This is a genomic window from Candidatus Nitrosopumilus sp. (assembly GCF_965262695.1).
Classification (GTDB): domain Archaea; phylum Thermoproteota; class Nitrososphaeria; order Nitrososphaerales; family Nitrosopumilaceae; genus Nitrosopumilus.
Genome location: NZ_OZ253550.1, coordinates 1521043 through 1538801, shown reverse-complemented (window position 1 = coordinate 1538801; position 17759 = coordinate 1521043). Strand labels below are relative to the sequence as shown.

General features: G+C 34.6%; 20 protein-coding genes and 2 tRNA genes. 8 read left to right on the top strand and 14 right to left on the bottom strand.

What is annotated here, in order from left to right; genetic code table 11:
- Positions 1 to 125: 125 nt before the first annotated feature.
- On the top strand, positions 126 to 590 hold the full coding sequence (locus ACQY2P_RS09340) for a redoxin domain-containing protein (RefSeq protein WP_428326341.1): 465 nt from the start codon (positions 126 to 128) through the stop codon (positions 588 to 590).
- 14 nt (positions 591 to 604) lie between these two features.
- On the opposite strand, the gene ACQY2P_RS09335 is transcribed toward ACQY2P_RS09340, so the two are convergent.
- From ACQY2P_RS09335 to ACQY2P_RS09310, 6 genes are all read right to left on the bottom strand, one after another.
- Entirely contained in the window at positions 605 to 1117 is a 513-nt protein-coding gene (locus tag ACQY2P_RS09335) for an acetyl-CoA carboxylase biotin carboxyl carrier protein subunit (protein ID WP_428326340.1), read from the bottom strand.
- A 6-nt stretch (positions 1118 to 1123) separates the two neighbouring features.
- Positions 1124 to 2611 carry an acetyl-CoA carboxylase biotin carboxylase subunit gene (locus ACQY2P_RS09330; protein WP_428326339.1) on the bottom strand — a complete coding sequence of 496 codons (1488 nt, stop codon included), beginning with the start codon at positions 2609 to 2611 and terminating at the stop codon, positions 1124 to 1126.
- Positions 2612 to 2616: 5 nt separating this feature from the next.
- Positions 2617 to 4164 (bottom strand): acyl-CoA carboxylase subunit beta, encoded by a 1548-nt coding sequence (locus ACQY2P_RS09325; RefSeq protein WP_428326338.1) that lies wholly within the window; start codon positions 4162 to 4164, stop codon positions 2617 to 2619.
- Positions 4165 to 4270: 106 nt separating this feature from the next.
- A complete protein-coding gene (locus ACQY2P_RS09320) occupies positions 4271 to 4582 on the bottom strand; it encodes a hypothetical protein (protein WP_428326337.1) in 312 nt (103 codons plus the stop codon).
- Complete coding sequence (locus ACQY2P_RS09315; RefSeq protein ID WP_428326336.1) at positions 4579 to 5736, bottom strand: AAA family ATPase; 1158 nt, start codon at positions 5734 to 5736, stop codon at positions 4579 to 4581. Before ACQY2P_RS09315 ends, ACQY2P_RS09320 begins: the two co-directional genes overlap by 4 nt.
- 8 nt (positions 5737 to 5744) lie before the next feature.
- Positions 5745 to 6866, bottom strand: coding sequence for a hypothetical protein (locus ACQY2P_RS09310; RefSeq protein WP_428326335.1), 1122 nt, complete (start codon positions 6864 to 6866; stop codon positions 5745 to 5747).
- A gap of 82 nt (positions 6867 to 6948) precedes the next feature.
- Between ACQY2P_RS09310 and ACQY2P_RS09305 the strand changes: the two genes are divergently transcribed.
- From ACQY2P_RS09305 to ACQY2P_RS09295, 3 genes are all read left to right on the top strand, one after another.
- Positions 6949 to 7749 carry an inositol monophosphatase family protein gene (locus tag ACQY2P_RS09305; protein ID WP_428326334.1) on the top strand — a complete coding sequence of 267 codons (801 nt, stop codon included), beginning with the start codon at positions 6949 to 6951 and terminating at the stop codon, positions 7747 to 7749.
- A gap of 85 nt (positions 7750 to 7834) precedes the next feature.
- On the top strand, positions 7835 to 8677 hold the full coding sequence (locus tag ACQY2P_RS09300; RefSeq protein WP_428326333.1) for an FAD-binding oxidoreductase: 843 nt from the start codon (positions 7835 to 7837) through the stop codon (positions 8675 to 8677).
- 89 nt (positions 8678 to 8766) lie between these two features.
- A complete protein-coding gene (locus ACQY2P_RS09295) occupies positions 8767 to 8934 on the top strand; it encodes a DUF1059 domain-containing protein (protein ID WP_428326332.1) in 168 nt (55 codons plus the stop codon).
- A gap of 5 nt (positions 8935 to 8939) precedes the next feature.
- On the opposite strand, the gene ACQY2P_RS09290 is transcribed toward ACQY2P_RS09295, so the two are convergent.
- The 3 genes from ACQY2P_RS09290 to ACQY2P_RS09280 form a co-directional block, all read right to left on the bottom strand.
- On the bottom strand, positions 8940 to 10016 hold the full coding sequence (locus ACQY2P_RS09290) for a glutamyl-tRNA reductase (protein ID WP_428326331.1): 1077 nt from the start codon (positions 10014 to 10016) through the stop codon (positions 8940 to 8942).
- A 12-nt stretch (positions 10017 to 10028) separates the two neighbouring features.
- Complete coding sequence (locus ACQY2P_RS09285; RefSeq protein ID WP_428326330.1) at positions 10029 to 10748, bottom strand: hypothetical protein; 720 nt, start codon at positions 10746 to 10748, stop codon at positions 10029 to 10031.
- Positions 10749 to 10874: 126 nt separating this feature from the next.
- Positions 10875 to 10952, bottom strand: a tRNA-Asp gene (locus ACQY2P_RS09280).
- 96 nt (positions 10953 to 11048) lie between these two features.
- Between ACQY2P_RS09280 and ACQY2P_RS09275 the strand changes: the two genes are divergently transcribed.
- Positions 11049 to 11122, top strand: a tRNA-Lys gene (locus tag ACQY2P_RS09275).
- Positions 11123 to 11139: 17 nt separating this feature from the next.
- Here ACQY2P_RS09275 and argH read toward each other — a convergent pair.
- Complete coding sequence (argH, locus tag ACQY2P_RS09270) at positions 11140 to 12597, bottom strand: argininosuccinate lyase (protein WP_428326329.1); 1458 nt, start codon at positions 12595 to 12597, stop codon at positions 11140 to 11142.
- A 49-nt stretch (positions 12598 to 12646) separates the two neighbouring features.
- Here argH and ACQY2P_RS09265 point away from each other — a divergent pair, with 49 nt between their 5' ends.
- Positions 12647 to 12970, top strand: coding sequence for an iron-sulfur cluster assembly protein (locus ACQY2P_RS09265; RefSeq protein WP_048069465.1), 324 nt, complete (start codon positions 12647 to 12649; stop codon positions 12968 to 12970).
- Here the strand turns inward: ACQY2P_RS09265 and ACQY2P_RS09260 are convergent.
- Genes ACQY2P_RS09260 through ACQY2P_RS09245 form a run of 4 tightly spaced genes read right to left on the bottom strand, consistent with a single transcriptional unit; the run spans position 12967 to position 16209 of the window.
- Entirely contained in the window at positions 12967 to 13716 is a 750-nt protein-coding gene (locus ACQY2P_RS09260; protein ID WP_428326328.1) for a succinate dehydrogenase/fumarate reductase iron-sulfur subunit, read from the bottom strand. The genes ACQY2P_RS09265 and ACQY2P_RS09260 overlap by 4 nt on opposite strands.
- 2 nt (positions 13717 to 13718) lie before the next feature.
- Entirely contained in the window at positions 13719 to 14063 is a 345-nt protein-coding gene (locus tag ACQY2P_RS09255) for a succinate dehydrogenase (protein WP_428326327.1), read from the bottom strand.
- Between the two features lies 1 nt (position 14064).
- Positions 14065 to 14496: a succinate dehydrogenase gene (locus tag ACQY2P_RS09250; protein ID WP_428326326.1), complete on the bottom strand. Its 432-nt coding sequence runs from the start codon at positions 14494 to 14496 to the stop codon at positions 14065 to 14067.
- The gene (locus ACQY2P_RS09245; protein ID WP_428326325.1) at positions 14497 to 16209 is read right to left on the bottom strand and encodes a succinate dehydrogenase/fumarate reductase flavoprotein subunit; all 1713 of its coding nucleotides are present in this window, start codon (positions 16207 to 16209) and stop codon (positions 14497 to 14499) included.
- Positions 16210 to 16303: 94 nt separating this feature from the next.
- Between ACQY2P_RS09245 and ACQY2P_RS09240 the strand changes: the two genes are divergently transcribed.
- Together ACQY2P_RS09240 and ACQY2P_RS09235 are read left to right on the top strand one after the other, a co-directional pair.
- The gene (locus tag ACQY2P_RS09240) at positions 16304 to 16813 is read left to right on the top strand and encodes a PadR family transcriptional regulator (protein ID WP_428327291.1); all 510 of its coding nucleotides are present in this window, start codon (positions 16304 to 16306) and stop codon (positions 16811 to 16813) included.
- 80 nt (positions 16814 to 16893) lie between these two features.
- Positions 16894 to 17742 carry an isocitrate lyase/PEP mutase family protein gene (locus ACQY2P_RS09235; protein ID WP_428327290.1) on the top strand — a complete coding sequence of 283 codons (849 nt, stop codon included), beginning with the start codon at positions 16894 to 16896 and terminating at the stop codon, positions 17740 to 17742.
- Positions 17743 to 17759: the final 17 nt, after the last annotated feature.

Sequence of the window (17759 nt, the reverse complement as noted above, 5' to 3'; positions counted from 1 at the left end):
TCCCCGACCAATTTAGCTTTTCACCCTGATTTTTGTATAAAAAGGTATGTTTCAGATTTTGGGGCTTTGATCGAAAAAAAATATTTTTTCTAAACTACTTTATAGAACATTAGCAAAATGCGATCATGTCATTGAATGTCGGGGATACCGCTCCAAATTTTGAGCTTCCAGATACAGAACTAAAATTGCGGACTTTGGATGAATTCAAAGGAAAAAAGATCGTTCTTACATTCATTGTGGCAGCAAGTTCTCCTGTCTGTGAGACAGAACTATGTACACTTAGAGATTCTTGGCAAGAAATTGCAGATACAGGTGCACAAATAGTTGCAATTAGTAACGATGGTCCTTTTGCAAATAAAGCATTTGCAGAAAAACATAACTTCAATTTTCCATTATTGGGAGATTACAACAGCAAAACAATTAGTGACTACGACATTTTGATGAAAGACTTGCTTCACATTAAGGACTACAACGCAGCAAAACGTTCTGTATTCATAATTACGGAAGACGGAAAAATTGGTTACAAATGGGTTTCAGAAGATCCATTAAAGGAACCAAACTATGAAGAGATTAAAAATTTCCTCAAGTAGGAAAAAATTCTTTTTTATTCTAAATCTGTGATGACGTCGCCTTTTGCGACAGTTGCGCCCTCTTTAATTTTGAGGTTTTTAACAGCACCATCTTTGTGTGCTTTTACTGCAACCTGCATCTTCATGGACTCCAGAGTACATACAACATCACCTTTCTTAACTGAATCACCTTCAGCAACTGCGATGGATACAACTTTTCCTGGAATTTGACTTTTGAGTGCTAATTGAGCACCACCTGAACCACCACCACCAGAGTTTTTGAAAACAATTTCATCAAAATGAGTATTCATGTTTAGTGTAACTGGAACATTATCAATTACAAGATTCATTTCATTAGTTGCATTCTCAAGATATTTTGCTTTATGATATTGTTGATCTAAAATGAATTCTATTCCTTTCGCATCCATAGAAAGAATTCTCAGTTGGTGTTCTTTGTCATTTATCTTAATTACATAATCATTGTTGCCCAAGTTTTCAATAATTTTTCCTTCAAATGATTTCTCAACATCAGATACTTTATAGTCCATTAATCATCAATCCAATTTATTTTTCCAAGTTGCACTACTTGCGTTGTTGTTTTGCACTCTGTTCTTAAAGTATTCAGAATGAATGATAGCAGCAGCTAAAGCTGCTTCACTCTTGTCTTCTTTTTCTTTCTTAAGATCTTCACTTAACTTATCAATCATATCATAACGTTTCAAAAAGTCAGTCGATAGTTCTCCTTTTTTGTATTCTTCAGAATTTAGGATTGTTTTGTATAGTGGAATTGATGTTTCTACACCTTGAACATACATATCATTTAATGCAGTAAGCATTCTTGTTCTAGATTCTTCAAATGTAGGTCCCCAAGTACAGAGTTTTGCCATTAATGAATCGTAAAATGGAGATACTGTACATCCAGGATAAAGATAAGTGTCACATCTAACATTAGGTCCTGCAGGAATTGTTACATCTGGAACAGGTCCAGTTGAAGGTGCAAAGTCCAAAAATGTGTCTTCAGCATTAATTCTACATTCAATAGCATAGCCATTCATCTTTAGATCTTTTTGTTTGAATGGAAGTGGTTCTCCGTTCGCAATATCAATTTGTAATTTAACAAAGTCTAATCCTGAAACCATTTCACTGATAGGATGCTCTACTTGAAGTCTTGCGTTAATCTCAATAAAATAAAATTCGCCATTATCAGCTCTTAGAAATTCTGCGGTACCAAGATTGGTGTAATCAACAGCTTCTGCTGCTTTGACAACTAATTCACCAATTTCTTCTCTTTTTGCTTCATCTACAACAGGAGATGGAGTTTGTTCAATTAATTTTTGATTTCTTCTTTGAATAGAACATTCTCTCTCAAAGAGATGTACGGCATTGCCATGATGATCTCTACACATTTGATATTCAATATGTCTAGTTTTTTCTAGGAATTTTTCAACAATGATTGCAGATTTTCCAACTGCTGCAATAGATTCTGAAGTTACTGTTTCAAAACCTTCACGTAATTCTTTATCAGTAGTAACTAATCTAATTCCACGACCTCCACCACCATACACAGATTTCAAAAGTACAGGATAACCAATTTCATTTGCAATTTTTTCTGCTTCGTCTGCATCAGCTACTAATCCTGGACTTCCAGGTACTGTTGGAACTTGAGCTTTTAGCATTGCAGCTTTACATTCCATCTTATCACCACATAGGTTCATGGAATCAGCAGATGGACCGATGAATGTAATTTTATTTTTTTCACACAATCTTGCAAAGTCATCGTTTTCAGAAAGGAAACCATAACCTGGATGAACAGCATTTGCACCAGAAGACAACATCACTTCAAGAATTTTTTCTTGATTAAGATATGATTTTGCAGGAGCTGCTTCCCCAATATGATAAGATTCATCAGCTTTCTTTACATGTAAAGAATTGTAATCTTCATCAGAATATACTGCAACAGTTTTGATGCCTAATGCATTACATGTTCTAATTACTCTAAGAGCAATTTCTCCTCTGTTTGCAATAAGTACTTTCTCAATCATTTTAATCACAAATTGATATTTCCATGTTTTCTAGGAAGTTGTTTGTCTCTTTTGTTTGCAAGCATTTTGAGTGCTTTAATCAACATAGGTCTTGTTTCTGCAGGATCAATTACATTATCAACAGTTCCGTGAGATGCGGCAACGTATGGGTTTTCAAATTTCTCTGTAAACTCATCAATCAATTTCTTCTTGAGTTCTTCAGGGTTGTCTGCGTCTGCCAAATCTTTTCTGTTCATGATTTTTACAGCAGCTTCTCCACCTAATACAGCACAACGGGCAGTTGGCCATGCATAATTAATGTCAGTTCTAAGATTCTTACTTCCCATTGCAATGTATGCACCACCATATGCCTTTCCAATTACAAGTGTAATTCTTGGAACAGTTGCTTCACAATATGCATAGAGTAGTTTACTACCATGTCTAATGATACCGTTATGTTCTTGATTAGAACCTGGCATGTAACCTGGTGTGTCTACTAGTGTGATAATGGGGATGTTAAATGCATCACAGAATCTAATAAAACGAGCAGATTTGTTTGATGAATCAATGTCAAGTGCTCCTGCCAAATGCATTGGATTGTTTGCAATAATTCCAACTACTTGACCATCCATTCTACCATAACCTACAACAATGTTTGGTGCAAACAATTCATGAACTTCAAAGAACTCATGATTATCTACAATAGAGTTGATAATTTCTTTCATATCATAAGGTTGTAATGGGTTTTCTGGGATAACATTAATGAGATTATGATCTAATCTGTTTGGATCATCATCAGTTTTTATTTTTGGAGGTTCTTCAGAATTATTTTGTGGAAGAAATGAGATTAATTTTTTGATGTAATCCATACATTCGTATTCATTTTGTGCAACAAAGTGTGCAACTCCACTTTTTGAACCATGTGTCATAGCTCCACCGAGATCATCCATTGAAATTTCTTCACCTAAAACGGTCTTTACAACATCAGGACCAGTAACAAACATTGATCCTGCTTTTTCTACCATTACTACAAAGTCTGTCATAGCTGGTGAATACACTGAACCACCAGCAGAAGGACCAATACTTGCTGTAATTTGAGGAATAACTCCTGAAGCTAATTGATTATGATAAAAGATATCTGCAAATCCATCAAGACTCATTATCCCTTCTTGAATTCTTGCACCACCAGAATCCATAATTCCGATAACTGGACATCCAGTTCTAACTGCATGATCCATTAGTTTAGTAATTTTTTTGGCTCCCATTTGACTTAGAGTTCCACCAAGAACTGTAAAATCATAAGCAAATACGAAGATTTGTCTACCATTAACATTTCCATATCCGCCAACTACACCATCAGTAAAGAACTTCTTTTTCTGCATATCATATTCATGATAATGATGAGTTACCATTGGATCGATTTCGGTAAAGCTGCCCTCATCTAACAAAAGATCGATTCTCTCTCGTGCAGTTAATTTGCCTTTATCATGCTGGGCTTTGATCCTATCTTGACCACCACCTTGTTGAGAAGTTTTGTGTTTGTTACTATAATTTTCCAGTTTTTCTGAATGCATGATAGTGATCTAGTCCAAAACGATTTCCTATATTAATTTAGTTTGAAGAAATTTCTGTCGAATTTTTTTAGGAAATACCATATAGAATATTGAGAATTTTAGGAAATTATGAGTTAATAATTGGAAATTTTTTGTTGGTGGCTTTTTGGTAGGAGACAAAGGTGTCGTTTTTTTCACTGCAGTTTTTACATATACAAAATTGAGAGACATTTGCAATATCACATATTTCTTGGAATTCACATTGTTCACATCCAGCGGGACCACCACAAACTATACACTGTAGTTCATGAACTTCAGCACATTTTTCATGTTTTACACCTAGCCCTTTTGCCCAGAGACCAATTTCATTGATTTCAATTTTTTCATTGCATACAATACAAGTTCCAGGGAACTTCATAGGTATTTTTCTCCAACTCATTGTATCAGTTCAATCTCCTTTTCAATAATATCACCAAACGTTTCTTCTAGTTCCAACTCCAATGTTTTGTTTTTAATACAAAATAAAACAAAAGGTAATCCAAAGGTAACAAATGCACTAGATGACAAATGTAATTTTTTTGCCATAACAGAAGAAAGTGATTTTATTTTTGCACCATCCCAACGAATTCTATTAAGTAAAGGCCATGAAAGATTGTATTGAGCATATCTAACTCTATCATCATTTTGATAAAGTTTGATCAATATATCATTAAGATATCTTAACAATCGCCAATTTTGTGTTCTAACAATTTTTCCATAAAGCATATCAGCTTCAGAAATTATTTCTAAATACTTTGCAAATGTATCAGCATCCAGATTACTTGTAACTATACTAGAATAAAATGCGTTAATTTTTTCTCTCGGATCAATTTGCATAGAATACAAAACACTTCGAGCTTCTTCAACAGATTTTGATTTAAAAAATGCGTTAACACCATCTTCAACATCAATATTTTCAAATTTTGTTTCTGTTTGAGGATTAAATCCTGTAACCATTGATTGTGTTAAATTGATCATTGAACGAATATCACCTTGAGATTTGTCAATTACTTTGATTAATGAACCGGGACTAAGTTTTGCACTTTCTTTTTTCAAAATATTTTCCAAATAAACTCGAAGAAGACGTGGAGGTATTTTTTTGAAAGAAATTATTTTTACAACTTTTTTAATATTTTTCATTTTATCAGAAGAGTCATCATTCGCAGCAAGAATTATTGGAACGGTTGGTTCTTTTAGTATATCAACAAGTGCTGCAACACCACCATAGTCTCCACGGCCATGAATTCCATCTACCTCATCAACAAATATCATCGGAGTTCCAAGAACGCTTACATTTCCCAATACAGGAGTAAGAATCTCATTAATTCTAGATTTACTTCTAACGTCACTTGCGTTAAGTCCAATCATATCATAGCCAAATTGTTTGGCTACGAGAAATGCCATAGTTGTTTTTCCTATTCCCGGAGGGCCAACCAGGAGTAGAGGTTTTGTGCCTTTTTTCCATTTTGCAAACCATTCCATAATTGCAGAACGAGATTCTTCATTTCCAACCATGTCGGAAATATTCTGAGGTCGATATTTTTCAGACCACATCAATTTTATCACTTTCTTGGAAGATTTTTGTTCAAATCTGACCAGATGTTTGCTTCTTGTAGTTTCTTATACCAAAATTGATTATAATGCTCTACAGTAAGAAATAGAAATTCTAAAAATTTGGTATGGGAAAAATTATCAGGTAATTTTTCTAGAGCATCTCTTGCTTCTCTCAAATAAGATTCGCTATGGTTCATTGTTTCTTCAAATCCACGTTTTGCATCATTCATTTTTAATGAATAAAATAATGGCCAAGAAGGAATTTTTGCAGCTCTATCCCTAATGCTATCTTCAATTTCATTTCCACACCCTACAGATTCAGCAGCTTTTGCCATTCCAGTGTAAAAAATATCAGCTAAAGGTGCACGATTTAGAGCCATGTTTCTACCGGCAGTTCCCATAACAGAACGATATTTTTTGTAACTTTCAATTAGTTCTTCTTCAGTAATTTCAGTAGGTTTATCTTTTAATTTTGTATCAAGGTATTGTCCAATTCTTGCTTGTTTAAAACCCTCTTCAAATTCTTTGAGTACATCTTCGCCACCTTTTGAAATTTTTTCTCTTGCAAGTTTCAAAATATATGGATTCATCAATTTGTAATCGTCTAAGTATTCCAAGTCTTCATCTTTATCTACAATTCTATCCATTGGTTCACTAAGATCAATTGCAATAATGTGACCGTCAACAATATCTTCCCTCATTGTAGTGTTTTTATCATCTTTGAAATAATCTGTAGATGCGTCAAAAAGACCATTAAAAACAGGGAATGTCATTTTGACAAAATTAGAATTTAAAATTCTAAGTACTCTATCGTGTAAGGTGTCAAAATCTTGTAGTTTAGACTTTATAGGCTCAATTTCAGATGCATTCAAAATAATTTCAGTAGAACCCACTTCTTCAGCGAATTGTTGTTGTGTGGTGTTTGGGGATTGATCAGCATTAATTTGGTCAAATAGATTTTTTGCAAATCTTTGAGCAAATGTAGGGAATGTATCTTCAGCCTCTTGCTTATATTGATTAAATAATTTGAATCCCTTGGATTTGAATAAACCCTGTTTGATGATTTGTTTTCCAGGTTTTGTTCCCATTAAAGCACTTTTGCTAAAAATTGATTCGTCTTTTCCACTCACATTCAAAATTCAATGTGTTGTTATTTATGCTTTCAAAACAAAAATTTTCTTCACTTAAATTACGAAGCAAAAAATATTGTTTGTGGAAGTTATCGAAATTCTTCGTGAGGTTTCAAATAGAATTTATGAAAATGTAAAAGATCTTGCAGGTACTGAACATGCTGCAGGGGATTTTGGGAGAGGAGCTGGTGGAGATATTTCAAGAAACATAGACATTATTGCTGAAAAAACAGTTCTTGATTTTCTGAAAGAAATTAATTTTCCATGTGTAGTTTTAGGTGAAGAATGTGGCAGAGTGGAATTATCAAAAGAGCCTAAAGGTTATGTGATTATGGATGCAATTGATGGTTCTGCAAATGCAGTAAGAGGAGTTCCTTTCTTTTGTAGTTCACTAGCTTTTGCAACAGAAGACAAACTTAGTTCTATAACAGATGGAGTCATCACAAATCTTGACAATGGTGAGATGTATTGGGCATCAAAAGACAAGGGTTCGTTTTTCAATCAAGAGCAAATGAAGGTACATAACAAAGATCCTGTATACAAGATTGTAGGAATTAACACATCAGGAGCATCAACAGAGTTAATGAAGAAGCTTCACCCAATATTTGAGAATCACAACCATACAAGACATTTTGGTGCTAATGCTCTTGAGATGGCATTATTTGCAAGAGGATTAATGGATATTTTTATGGATTTACGAGACAAGATCAGAATTCAAGATATTGCAGCAGGTTACTTGATTGTCAAAGAAGCTGGAGGATTATTGTTGGATGCAGATTTGAATCCATTGGATGCAGATCTAAGCTATGACACAAGAGTTTCTTTTATTGCAGCTGCAAATCAGAAAATTCTAGATGAGATAATGTCACAAATCAATGAATAAAATTTCAAATTTTCGTTAAGAAATTAATTTTTTCATCAAGTTTAACAGAAATATATTTATCCAAAGTAGCGAAAAAACTTGTGGTATGGTTAGTGAGACAAAAGCCAAAGTCATTTACAGAGAATTATTAAAAGAAGATCTTGTAATTATCAGATTACTTCCAGAAGGTGGAATGCCAGAATACAAAACAGGTCAATTTCTGACAATTGGGGTTCCAATACCAGCAGAAAAAAAAATTGTTAGAAGGGCATATTCAATTGCATCACATGCCGAAAATAGAGATTATTTTGAATTTGTAATTAGATGGGTAAGAAAACCACTTCCCGGTAGAGTTACTACAGAATTATTCTATGCAAGTGTTGGTGATGAAGTTTGGTTAGGAGATCCTAGTGGAACTGCATTACAGATTAGTGACGTACTTCCAAACGGACAAGAGGATAAAAGAAGAGTGGTTTGTGTTGGTGGTGGTACAGGTATTGCACCATTTGTTGCTTTTGCAAAACATTTCCATGATACAAATGACAAAAGAGAAGTGGTTGTTTTACACGGTGCTAGCTATGTTGATGAATTAAGTTACAAACGTCTCTTTACAGACTTGGAATTGGAAAGTGAAAGAAGGGGAAGAGATCAATGGAACTTTAGATACAGAGCAGCTGTTAGTAGACCAAAAGAATTTTTCAATAGATCTTGGAATGGTCATGTAGGTAGAGTTGAATCATTTTTTGCACCAGATAAAAAAACAGGAATGTCACCTGTAGAAGAGATGGTAGGCGAAAAGATAACTCCAGAAAATACAATTATCTACATTTGTGGTTACCAAGGTACCATTGATGGAGTCATTGATTCTTTAGGTCCACAAGGCTTTGTTACAGAACATGAAAAGAAACCAGACGGAAGCTTTGGCATCAAGTTTGAATCCTACGGATAGACAAGTATTCAAATTTAATTTTTAGGATCTGTTACCCCTATACAATTACTACCTGTGGATTTTTATAGTGAGGCTTTTTTTTCAAAAGTATGACAGAACTGAAGTGTAGAGATTATGGTTTTGAATGTGATTTTGTAGCTAACGGAGATACAGAAGAAGTTATTGAAAACTTTAGAAACCACACTGAAGAAGAGCATGGAATTGATTATTCCAAAGAAGCCATTATGCAGTTTCTATTAAGAAAACAAGGTCTTTAAGAAAATTAATTTTCTAGTTTTTGCATTCTAATTGATAATACAGGTAGTTCTTTATCTATGATTTTTTCAACTGCAGGAACAATACCTTTTCTAGCTTTAACACTTTCTTCATAGAGTTCAGCAATTTGATCTCTAAACAACAATTTGATTCCTGGAAGAGAGGTAATATCCTCGTTAACAGCTCTTGGTTCTGAGATATCCATGATAAGAGTACCTTTCTTCTTTTCTTCCATAACTAATCTAATTCTTTCATGAGTGATAATGAAATAGTCGGCAGTAGTTGCAACAAATACAATATCATACTTGTCTAAACCTGCCAATGCATCTTCAAAGTTTACAGGATTTCCACCTACTACTGTTGAAAAACCAGTAGCCCTATCAAGAGTTCTACTTGCAACATCATATTGAATTTCTTTCTTATTGAGAGTCTTTGCAATTTGTGCTGCAGACTCACCGGTTCCCATCAACAATACTTTCTTTTTAGCATCTAAACCAGCTTTTTCATCAACTAATTTTACTGCAATATCACCAAGAGAGATAACATCCTTTTCAATTCCAGTGGCATCTCTCATTTTTGTGGCTAATCGAATAACACTATCAAATAATTTGTTCAAAATTTTGCCTGAAGTTCCTGCTTGTTTTGCATGTTCTAGAGACTGAGATATTTCATCATAGACTTCTCTCTTTCCAACAACAAAAGAATCAAGTCCCGCAGCTAAACGTAACAAATGAAGGTAAACATCATTACCTTTGTAGACTTCAATGGTTTGATCAAAATGATCAATATCTATTTGTTCTAAAGAAGATAACGCTACCCAAGTATCTTTGACTTGATTTAAGATAAGACCTTTTGCTTCATCTCTTCTTGCATCAGGAGAATCTTCATCTTCAACATTACTTACAGTAAAAATTTCAACTCTGCTTGCAGTTTGAATAATAATACATTCATCAACACCAGGGATTTTTTTAAATTCTTCACATGCAGCAGGTACATTTTTGAATTCAAATTTGGATAAAGAATGAATTGGTACATTTTTGAAAGTAACTCGTGCATTCATTACATCAAAACTAACGTTACCCAAATCACATCATCCTCATTTAGCTGCTATTTTGTTTCGTCCACCATGAGCTGTTCTAAACACGTTCATACCAATAAAGTAATTTTCATGTAATGATTCTAAATAAGTAATTTCATCTTCTAAATCTTTGATTTCTTTTTCAGTTGCATCAGGATCACTCTTTAATGTTTCAAGTTTTAATTTTGCAACTTCTAAAATTTCACCAACACCACGTTCATAATTTGATTTTCCTTCAAATTCTGGACTAAGTACATTTTCAGGATTATATGCAGGAGTTTGATCTTGAGGAGTTTCTGCTTTTAATGTAAGTGATTCTTGTTGTTCTGCAGTAAGAATTGGTCGTGGGAAACGATCCTCTTTTTCTAACCAAAATTCAGGTTCACCCATTTCACGTCTAAAGATTTCCTCACCTTGTCGCTTAAAGGTATAGTCTGGTGCTTTTGCAGCATCTGCTTTTACTTCAGCTGCAATTGCTTTGTATTCTTCTTCTGCTGCAGCTTCAGCTTCTGCTTTTGCAGCTTCTGCTTTTGCAATTGCTTCTTTTACAGCATTCTCAGCTTCTTCTGCAGCTTTTGCAGCAGCTTCAGCTTTTGCAATTGCGTCAGATGCTTGTTTTGCTTCTTCAACTGCTTTTGCAGCTTCTGCTTTTGCAGCGTCTTCAGCAGATGGTTTCTCTGATGTAGGATCTTCAGTAGGTTTTGCTTCTACTTCAGATTCTTTTTTCTCTTCAGACAACAAAATAATCACAAATTTGCCTGAATTTTAATATTCTTGTGACAAAGACTGTAAATCATTAGTTTTAGAACGATAAACTACGAAAAAACAATTTTGATCGGTTTTCAAATGAAAAAATGAAAATAATGGCGCCCTCGGCGGGATTTGAACACGCGTCTCAGCCGTGACAGGGCCGAATTCTAGACCGGGCTATACTACAAGGGCACAAGTTCAATGAATCAGATTGCCAGATTAAAAGTTTCTGTCACAACAATAACTTTTGTAAAAGACTAAATTATACACGTAAAGCATTTTTCGTGAGGGTCTATGGCGCAGCCAGGTAGCGCACCGGACTTTTAATCCGGTTGTCAAGGGTCCGAATCCCTTTAGACCCGCTACTTTTCTTTTTTCATTAAATTATTTCATCAATTTGTTTTTTCAAATCTTCAATACAAGAACTGATTTTGTTTTCTCTGTGAGTAAGATCAGTTCTAAAATCATTAATTTTTTTGAGCCTATCAGAAATCATTCGTTTTTGTTCATCATATCCTGAAGAGCCATAAGATTTTCTCTCCTTTAGAGAAGATATCACAGTTGTGGAAGAGATGATTTTAGAAACTAGTTTAGGATCAACTTTTGTGCCATCTACAGATTTTTTGAGGTCAGATGGCGTTAATTTCGAAATTGGTTTTTTTGAAATGTGTGCTAGTTGAACTAATGAACCAGCAATTTTATGAGTTACACGAAATGGAACTCCTTCTTGAACCAATTTTTCTGCAATGTCTAAAGCAATCAGATTGCTAGATTCGGTCACTTTTTTCATTTGTTTTTCATTTACTTTCAAAGTAAGAAGCACTGATTTCAAAATTAGAAGTGCGTTGATTGAAATTTTTGATGTTGACCAAATTGAAGATTTTATCTGTTGTAAATCACGTCCATAACCAGATGCTAATCCTTTGATGGTAGATAAAATTGCAGTAAGGTTTCCAATTACTTCGGCTGTTTTTCCACGAGTCAATTCCAAAATATCAGGATTTTTCTTTTGTGGCATTACACTTGAAGGAGATGTAAATTCATCAGATAATTCAATAAAAGAGAATTCAGATGTTGACCAAATTACAAAGTCTTCAGCAATTTTACTTAGATTAGTCATTAAAATTGAGACCATCGAGACATATTCTGCTACAAAGTCACGTGTACTAGTTGCATCAATTGAGTTTTCAACTAGATCATCAAATCCTAGCATCTTTGCAGTACTATGTCTATCAATTGGAATACTTGTGCCACCAACAGGTCCAGCACCCAATGGACTTTGATTTATTCTATCAAAAGTTCCATAGAGTCTTTGAAAATCTCTTGACAAAACATCTGCATGTGCAAGAAGATAATGAGAAAATAGACCAGCTTGAGCTTGTTGAAGATGCGTGTAAAGTGGCATGATTGTTTTTTGGTGGTTTTTAGCCACGGAAACTAGTGCTTCAATAGTATCTAGGAGACAATTGCAAATGATGTTGATGTCATCTCTAATTTTCATTCTGATATCTAAAACAACTTGATCATTTCTTGAACGTGCAGTATGCATTTTTCCACCACTTGCCATACCAGCTCGTTTGATTACTAACGTCTCGATTAATTCATGAATATCCTCAGCGCCAGATGATGAATCAAATGTTTCATCTTTCAAACTCTCCAAAGAAGAGAGAATTTTTTTTGCATCAGTTTTTGTTATAATGTTTTGTTGGTATAACATCAAAACATGAGCTTGGCTTCCAAGAATGTCATAGAAAGCAATTACAGAATCATCATCAATTGATGAGACATAATCCAAAGTAATATCACTCAAATCATTTCCAAGACGTGAACGATACATTACCTAAGGTTCTAGAATGGTTATATATAGCATCGACGCTTTTGCCCACATGAGTCAAGATATCAAACAGCTTCGGGTAAAACTATTCGATGAGTTATCAAAGATCGTAGATCCAGAAATTAACACATCAATTGTAGAACTAGAATTAATTGATGAAGTTGATATCAATGATAGCAATGTTAAAGTTGATTTGCATTTAACAAGTCCATTCTGTCCAGCAGTGTTTGGTTTTAAAATTTGTCAAGACATACATGACAACCTGTTGAAAGTGGATGGGGTTGAAGATGTTAAAGTAAATGTCTCAAATCACTTTATGGCAGAACAGATCAACAATCAAGTTAACAATAGTCCAAATCCAAAAAAACTTGGTTAGCTTCTAAAACCAAGCATGTATCCTCTAAGAAGCTGAATTCCCATTGCGGGGTCAACACCTTTTGGACATACTTGGCTACAAGAACCTGCAAAATGACATCTCCAAATTCCATGAGAGTCATCAATAATTTTTAGTCTAGAATCTTTTCCTTTATCTCTACTATCTGCCACATAACGGTATGCTTGAGCAAGAGCTTGTGGACCTACAAACGAAGAATCAGTAGCCATTGTAGGACATGCAGAATTACATAAACCACATTTGATGCAGTTTGCAAACTGAATGTATTGTTCTAATTCTTCAGGAGATTGTAAAAATTCTTTTGCATCTGATTCTAATTCAGTATCATCTCTATCTAAGTAAGGTTTGATTTTATGATGAGTATCAAACAATCTTTCAAACTTTACTGCCAAATCACGGATGATTGGGAAATTGTTCATTGGTTCTACAGTTACAACATTTGAATCAAGCTCACTAATTTTTGTAAAACATGCGAGTCTTGGTTTTCCATTAATTATCATTCCACATGAACCACATGTTGCTTGTCTGCACGAATAACGTACAGCAACTGAATGATCAAAATGTTTCTTTACGTCAAGAATTGCTTCAAGTACAGTAGTCCATTTTTCATATGGAACAGTAAATTCCATGAATTGTCTTTCATTGTCTTTTTCAGGATTGTATCTTGCAATTCTAAGGGTGATTGATTTAGAAGATTGATCATCTGCAATACTAGAAACTTGTGCCATTTCTATACCATCCCCATGTTAGTCATAATAATTGTTCGTGAACCATATGCAATTAATCCAAACATTGCTGCAAGACATCCATAAGATACTGCTTTTTCATATACACGTCCTTGTTTAAGTTCCAATAAGATTACACGTAGTCCATTAAATCCATGGATTGAAAGCAAAACTAAGATTAATTCCAACATTATTGCATAAGGAATGAACTTGTAATTTGCAAGAACAGTCTCATATTCTAAAGAGTCAGCAAAATTCATAGTCATACGCATCAAAATGTGAACTGCAACCAAAGCAACTGCTGCCAAAGCAGTTCCATAGTGGATTTTCATAATTGTGCTTTCTCTCATCTTACTCACCAAACATTACGGCTAATCCGTACATCATAGCAATTGCAGCAAGGATTATTGCAGAATAGATTCCTATCTTGTGTCTGTAATTTTGAGATGCTGGGTCATATGGATAATCAGGTCTTGCAGGTTTTCCGACACCAACTCCACCATGTCCTAACATGACTCTAATTCCATTAACAGTATGGAACACACACATTGCAATTACAATTGCCAAAACAATATGTCCTTCAGTAGTTTGAGTTAATTCTAAAAACTCATTCCATCCTACTCGTCCTCGTAAAATATTACTAGTTTCATAAATGTGACCGATAAAATATGCCAATAGTCCTAAGCCGCTTAATCTCATTAACCAGTAAGCTACTCTTTCAATTCCGTAACGACTAGGATTAGCCATTCCTTTGAAGCCTTCTTTATGTTCATCCTGAGCCATCTAATACTTCCTCTCCACAGGCTGATACTTAGTGATTGTTACTGGATGTGTCTTCATGATGGGTTCATTTGGATCATAATAGGCCAATGTGTGATGCAAAAAGTTTGCATCATCTCTTTTGGTGTAATCAGTTCTTGCATGAGCGCCACGGGATTCTTTTCTATTAATTGCACCAATCAATACAATTTCAGCTACTCTGAACATAGAATCAAGTTCCATAACATTTGAAAAGTTAGTGTTGTACTCTTTTGCTTTATCATCAACGTGTTTCCATGTTTGTGCTTTAAGTTCACGAATTCTCTTAAGACCTGCAACAAGATCAGTTTCGTTTCTGTAAACGTATGCTTTCTCATTCATGGTATCAGTTAATTCTTGTCTAATTTCATATGGATTTGCATCTCCATTTCCTCTAAAGATTCCATCATAGATTCTCTTCTCTTCTGCTGCAACCAAATGATGTGGCCATTGATCTGCAGTAGTGTTGTTCATTGCATATTCTGCTGCAAGTTCACCTGTAATTTTACCCCAAACAATGCATTCAGAAGTAGAATTTGCACCTAGTCGATTTGAGCCATGAACACTGTTACATGCAGCCTCACCTGCGGCCCAAACACCTTGGATTTCTGTAGCACCATCAATATCAGTATGAAGTCCTCCCATCATGTAATGGCAAACAGGTCTAATGTCAAGTAATTCTTCAGCAGGATCAATTCCCGAAAATTTGATTGAGATTTCTCTAATTCCACCGAGTTTTTCTTTAATTTTTTCATCACCAATATGTCTTAAGTCAAGTTTCATACAATCAACTCCAGTTTCATGTTTAAAACCACGACCTTCTTGAATTTCTGTCATAATAGAACGAGAAACAATGTCACGTGGAGCTAATTCCATTTTTCCAGATGCATAAGTTTTCATGAATCTTTCACCTTTGTTGTTTAGAAGATAACCACCTTCACCTCTTGCACCTTCAGTAATCAAAATACCAGATGGTAAGATACCAGTAGGATGAAATTGAACAAATTCCATATCTTTGAGTGCCATACCTGCACGCAATCCCATATCCAAACCATCAGGAGTTGAAGATAATGCATATGTTGAAAAACTGTACAGTCTTCCTGCACCACCAGTTGCAATGATGAGAGCTTTTCCTTTGATTGTGTAAAATGTTCCAGAACCTAATTCAATCGCAGTAAGACCCATGAATTTTTTTCCGTCATGAACAATAGATGTTGCAAACCATTCGTTAAGATATTCAATATTTTCATGTTTTTGACATGTGTCATACAATGTTTGCATTTCAAAGAAACCAACTTTGTCTGATGCATAAGTTGCTCTTGGAAAACTATAACCACCAAAGTTTCTTTGATCAATTCTTCCATCTTCTTTTCTAGACCAGGGCATACCCCAATGATCTAATTGATGAATCTCTTGTGGCATTTCAACACATAGTCTTTCTGCAACGTCTTGATCTGCAAGAAAGTCACTGCCCTTCACAGTATCATAAACATGAGATTCAATTGTGTCTCCTGCATCTTCTTGAATAACTGCAGCAGTTCCACCTTCTGCGGAAACTGAGTGAGAACGCATTACTTGTAATTTTGAGACAATGCCGATTTTCAGATTAGGGCCCTTTTTTGCAGCTGCAATTGCGGCTCTAAGGCCGGCTAATCCAGAACCACAAATTATCAAATCAAACTCAATTGAATCGACCATTTTAAGACAAACTTGCTTAGGGCGGGATAAATATGTAGTAATTGCTAGGCGTGATCCAAAATATTCAAATATATCACTAGTGATATCACTAGTGATGATTTCTGAATGGTTTCAGAGGGTAGGAAGTTCAGTTCCAAGAGGGTTTTCTAGATATTTCATACTAGAATTGTTAAAGAAAAAGGAACAGACAGGAAAAGAGATCATAGATTATGCAGTAGAACAAAGCAACGGAATTTGGAAACCATCACCAGGTTTGATCTATCCTTTGTTAGGACGACTACTAGATGAAGGATTAATCCAAGAAACAAAAGATGGAAAATACCAATTAACTGAAAAAGGTGCAGAAACTGCACAGGATGTTGACAAAGTTAATGATATTGTAAAAAAGCAGTTAGATGTTCTTTTCAGATTGGGAAATGTTGGAAGATTTGTAGCAATGGATTTGCTAGAAAAAATATCTTCGATGGGAGCAATTTTGAGTTCAAATGTTGCAAATATGACTACTGAAGAAACTGAAAAATACAGAAAATTTCTTCAAGAAGAACTAAAAAAGATTGATGCAAAAAATGTTGAAGAGAAGGGTAAGGAAATCAAAATAGACTAATTCTTAGAATTACGTAAATTACTTGCTTAAAATCATAAATAATTAAGAAAAAAAGTAAATTCATGAAAAACTTACGCAGTATGCTAAAATCTAACAAACCCATAGTAATTCCAGGGGTCTATGATGCAATTGGTGCAAAGATTGCGGAAAAAGTAGGATTTGATGCAATGTTTCAAACAGGATATGGCACATCAGCTACCCTGTTTGGAATGCCAGATTATGGTTTCATAGGAGCAACAGAAACAGTGGATAATGCAAGGAGAATTTGCAGAGCAGTCAAAGTTCCAGTGATAGTTGATTCAGATACGGGTTATGGAAATGCACTTAGTGTTTGGAAGCTTGTAAAAGAATTAGAATCTGCAGGAGCCTCAGGAATTTTTCTAGAAGATCAAAGATGGCCAAAGAGATGTGGGCACATGCAAGGAAAAGAAGTTGTGTCACAAGAAGAATATACAGAAAAACTTGGAGCTGCAATAGATGCAAGAGAAAATAAAGATTTCATAATTGTAGCAAGAACGGATGCAAGAGCAACAGAAGGATTAGATGCTGCAATAGAAAGAGGATTACAAAATAAAAAAACAGGAGCTGATGCAGTATTCGTTGAAGCACCAAAATCAATTGAAGAGATGAAACAGATTGGAAAGTCAATAAAAGCACCACTTGTTGCAAACATGATTGAAGGAGGAGCAACTCCAATAAGTTCAGCCCAACAATTACACAAAATGGGATTCAAAATAATTTTGTATCCATTATCAGTGTTGTTTGCAAATACTTTTGCTACAATGAATATACTCCAAGAATTAAAGAAGACAGGAACAACTTCCAAATACAAAAACAAAGTAGTTAACTTTGATCAGTTCAATGATCTGGTAGAGCTCTCAAAGTTTAGAAAGATGGAAAAGAAGTACGGATTTTCAAAAAGAGAATAAAATAAAAAATTACAAGT

What these genes read in the sequence shown, in the direction of transcription:
- ACQY2P_RS09340 (WP_428326341.1), top strand. Translation starts at nt 126, where the DNA reads ATGTCATTGAATGTCGGGGATACCGCTCCAAATTTTGAGCTTCCAGAT.
- ACQY2P_RS09335 (WP_428326340.1), bottom strand. Translation starts at nt 1,117, where the DNA reads ATGGACTATAAAGTATCTGATGTTGAGAAATCATTTGAAGGAAAAATT.
- ACQY2P_RS09330 (WP_428326339.1), bottom strand. Translation starts at nt 2,611, where the DNA reads ATGATTGAGAAAGTACTTATTGCAAACAGAGGAGAAATTGCTCTTAGA.
- ACQY2P_RS09325 (WP_428326338.1), bottom strand. Translation starts at nt 4,164, where the DNA reads ATGCATTCAGAAAAACTGGAAAATTATAGTAACAAACACAAAACTTCT.
- ACQY2P_RS09320 (WP_428326337.1), bottom strand. Translation starts at nt 4,582, where the DNA reads ATGAGTTGGAGAAAAATACCTATGAAGTTCCCTGGAACTTGTATTGTA.
- ACQY2P_RS09315 (WP_428326336.1), bottom strand. Translation starts at nt 5,736, where the DNA reads ATGTGGTCTGAAAAATATCGACCTCAGAATATTTCCGACATGGTTGGA.
- ACQY2P_RS09300 (WP_428326333.1), top strand. Translation starts at nt 7,835, where the DNA reads ATGGTTAGTGAGACAAAAGCCAAAGTCATTTACAGAGAATTATTAAAA.
- ACQY2P_RS09295 (WP_428326332.1), top strand. Translation starts at nt 8,767, where the DNA reads ATGACAGAACTGAAGTGTAGAGATTATGGTTTTGAATGTGATTTTGTA.
- argH (WP_428326329.1), bottom strand. Translation starts at nt 12,597, where the DNA reads ATGTATCGTTCACGTCTTGGAAATGATTTGAGTGATATTACTTTGGAT.
- ACQY2P_RS09265 (WP_048069465.1), top strand. Translation starts at nt 12,647, where the DNA reads ATGAGTCAAGATATCAAACAGCTTCGGGTAAAACTATTCGATGAGTTA.
- ACQY2P_RS09260 (WP_428326328.1), bottom strand. Translation starts at nt 13,716, where the DNA reads ATGGCACAAGTTTCTAGTATTGCAGATGATCAATCTTCTAAATCAATC.
- ACQY2P_RS09255 (WP_428326327.1), bottom strand. Translation starts at nt 14,063, where the DNA reads ATGAGAGAAAGCACAATTATGAAAATCCACTATGGAACTGCTTTGGCA.
- ACQY2P_RS09250 (WP_428326326.1), bottom strand. Translation starts at nt 14,496, where the DNA reads ATGGCTCAGGATGAACATAAAGAAGGCTTCAAAGGAATGGCTAATCCT.
- ACQY2P_RS09245 (WP_428326325.1), bottom strand. Translation starts at nt 16,209, where the DNA reads ATGGTCGATTCAATTGAGTTTGATTTGATAATTTGTGGTTCTGGATTA.
- ACQY2P_RS09240 (WP_428327291.1), top strand. Translation starts at nt 16,304, where the DNA reads ATGATTTCTGAATGGTTTCAGAGGGTAGGAAGTTCAGTTCCAAGAGGG.
- ACQY2P_RS09235 (WP_428327290.1), top strand. Translation starts at nt 16,894, where the DNA reads ATGCTAAAATCTAACAAACCCATAGTAATTCCAGGGGTCTATGATGCA.